Origin of the sequence: Steroidobacter sp. (assembly GCF_016790065.1) — a bacterium.
Taxonomy (GTDB): Bacteria; Pseudomonadota; Gammaproteobacteria; order Steroidobacterales; family Steroidobacteraceae; genus Steroidobacter.
On record NZ_JAEUPY010000600.1, the window covers coordinates 1 to 2780 of the forward strand.

Below are 2780 nucleotides of genomic sequence, written 5' to 3' on the forward strand. Positions count from 1 at the left end.
TTCGTATGGCGGACAGACGCAATGGTTTGCGGCCATGGATGCACCTCCGCATCTGAAGTCCATCATCCCGCGCGTCTCGCCGCCGGACGCCTTCATCAACGAGCCTATCAGCCACGGCTGTTTCCTGTTGCCGGTGAGCGAATGGATGCAATGGATGGGTCGTCGCACCTTCCAGTTCGGCGAGAGCTACGAGGTCTACGAGGAACGCAAGGACTACTTCGATGCGGTGCCGTTGGCGTCGGCGGTGCAGGCAGCCGGCAGCAGTTCGAAGTGGTGGGAAGAGTGGATGGATCATCCCAACTTCGACGACTTCTGGCGCGCCTCGTCCTATCAGCACGCCTGGCCGCAGATGCAGGTGGCCGCGCTCAACATCACCGGTTGGTGGGATATGAACTTTCCTGGCGCCCCGCTGAACTTCGGCGGGCTGCGGCGCTACGGGACAACCGCTCAGATTCGCGATTCTCAACAACTCATCATCGGGCCTTGGACGCACAGCGTGAATCGCAAGCGTGCGCTCGACGGCATCGATTTCGGTGCGCAAGCCGTGGTCAACCTCGATGACTATCGGGTGCGCTTTCACGATCGCTGGCTCAAAGGCGTTCGCAACGGCATCGACCAAGATCCGCGCGTGCAGGTCTTCGTCATAGGTGCGAATGAATGGCGCAGTGGCAACGAGTGGCCGCTGCCAGGAACGAAGTTGACGCCGTTCTATTTGCATTCCAAAGGCAGCGCCAACTCGGCGGCAGGCGATGGCGCGTTGTCGATCGATAAGCCTCGACGAGAGCCGTCGGACGGGTATCGCTACGATCCTGCCGATCCAGTGGGTTCGTTCTGGAGCTTGAGTCACGGCCCGGTGGACGATGCTCCGGTCACGCGTCGCAGGGACACGCTTTGCTACACCAGTGCGGTGCTCCGCGCGCCGCTCGATGTCGTCGGCCCGGTGCGCTGTGTGTTGTACGCCTCGTCATCCGCGCTCGATACCGATTGGCATGTTCGTCTCGTCGATGTGCATCCCAACGGCGAGGCGAGGTTCCTGTGCCATGGCGCCTTGCGTGCGAGATTCCGTGAATCGCTCGAACGGCCGGTGCTGCTCCAGCCGGAGACCGTCTACCCGTTTGAGATCGACATGGATGCCTGCGGCGTGCGCTTCCTGCCGGGACATCGGATTCGTCTCGAAGTGATGAGCAGTTGGTTTCCACGTTACGACCGAAATACCAACTCCGGTGCGTGGAACAACTTCCGTGACAACCGCCTGGTCGTGGCCCACAACCGAATTTTTCACGACACCAAGCGACCGTCGCATCTGCTGCTGCCCGTGCTCGACACGGTGAGGTGGTCATGAGTAGAAGACTGCGAGCCCTCGGCATCCTGACCTTGCCCGATCCGTACAGCGCCGAGCCACCGCCGCCGGACGGTTTCGATGATGCGGACTGGTTTGCCTATCCAACACTTACCAAGGCCGTGCCGAATGCCTGGGCACGCGAAGTGGTGGGTGGCAACCTGGCACTGGAATCGGCATTCGTCGCTGCTGCTCGAGAACTCGAAGCGGCCGGTGCGGCCGCGATCACGGCTCATTGCGGTTACGCGGTGGCGTTTCAGAAGGCAGTACGCGATGCGGTGAATATTCCCGTGGCTTGTTCGAGTCTTCTGCAGTTGCCGCTGCTTCGAAGCATGTTGCCGGCACACGGCAAGATCGGCTTGTTGTGTTTCGATGCCGATCGGTTCAGTCGCAATCATCTGCGCTGGGCCGGCCTGGATACCGAGTCGCTGCCGCCAATGGCAGTGGCAGGCATCCAAGGAACGGTGAGCTGGCGCAATTGGATCTCCGAGCAAACCACCACTGATTGGGTTGCGCTGGAGCGTGATGTCATGGGCGCAGCGCGCCGACTTTGGAATGAGCATCCGGACATCACCCATTGGTTGCTCGAATGCACCGGCTTTCCTCGGTTCCGGTTTCATATCAAGGCAGAGTTCGGCCGACCGGTCTTCGATTGGGTGACCTTGTGCAATCATCTGATGGAGAGCAGCGTTGCACGGTCCGTCTGAAACGGTGCCGCCGTGGGGCTATCCCCGCGGCGTGTTCCTGGTGGCGTTCACCGAGTTTTGGGAACGTTTCAGCTACTGGGGATTGATGGCGATCTTCGTGCTGTTTTTGACAGCCGATGCCGATCGTGGCGGCTTCGGCTGGCAGCATCCCGATGCCATTCGCCTGTATGGCGTCTACGTCGGTGCCGCGTTCGTAGGGCCGTTGTTCGGCGGTTGGATCGCCAACAACTATTGGGGCGAGCGTCGTTGCATCCTGATCGGTGGCTGGCTGATCGTCGCTGGGCATCTGTGTCTGGCCGGTCCCGCTGCCGTGCCGGCTTTGGCGAGTCACATTCTGAGTGTCGACGTGAAAGCCATCTGGAGCGCCGCCGGCGTTCCGTTGGGACATTGGTCACTGAGCGTCGAGCAATGGCAGCAGCTCAACGCGGCGGCGTCACGGCACGGCATGTCGGCGACGATGGTGCAAACGATCTATCGCGCGGTGTCGAGCACTTTCATGGGCGGCTTGGTGTTGATCCTGATCGGCACCGGTTTGATCAAGCCGACCATTTCATCCATCGTCAGTCATTTCTACCAGCCCGGCGATCGGCGCAGAGAAGCTGCGTTCGGCATGTTCTTCGTGGCCGTTTACGTAGGCTGCATCTTCGGCACGTTCGTGGTCGGTTATCTCGGTGAGCGGGTTGCCTGGCACTGGGGATTCTCGGCGGCGGCCATCGGCATGATGCTCAGCTTGA

General features: G+C 61.0%; 2 protein-coding genes and 1 pseudogene. All 3 read left to right on the plus strand.

Annotated elements, in window-relative coordinates:
- A partial coding sequence (locus tag JNL55_RS24700) for a CocE/NonD family hydrolase (protein ID WP_293860552.1) occupies nucleotides 1–1342 on the plus strand: 1342 nt, incomplete at its 5' end.
- Nucleotides 1339–2046 (plus strand): hypothetical protein, encoded by a 708-nt coding sequence (locus tag JNL55_RS24705; protein WP_293860555.1) that lies wholly within the window; start codon nucleotides 1339–1341, stop codon nucleotides 2044–2046. The genes JNL55_RS24700 and JNL55_RS24705, both read left to right, overlap by 4 nt.
- Nucleotides 2030–2780: pseudogene (locus JNL55_RS24710) on the plus strand (hypothetical protein); the annotation flags it as partial. The gene JNL55_RS24705 and the pseudogene JNL55_RS24710, both read left to right, overlap by 17 nt.

Excerpts from the sequence above, each read along its gene's own strand:
- JNL55_RS24705 (WP_293860555.1), top strand. The coding sequence starts at position 1,339 with ATGAGTAGAAGACTGCGAGCCCTCGGCATCCTGACCTTGCCCGATCCG.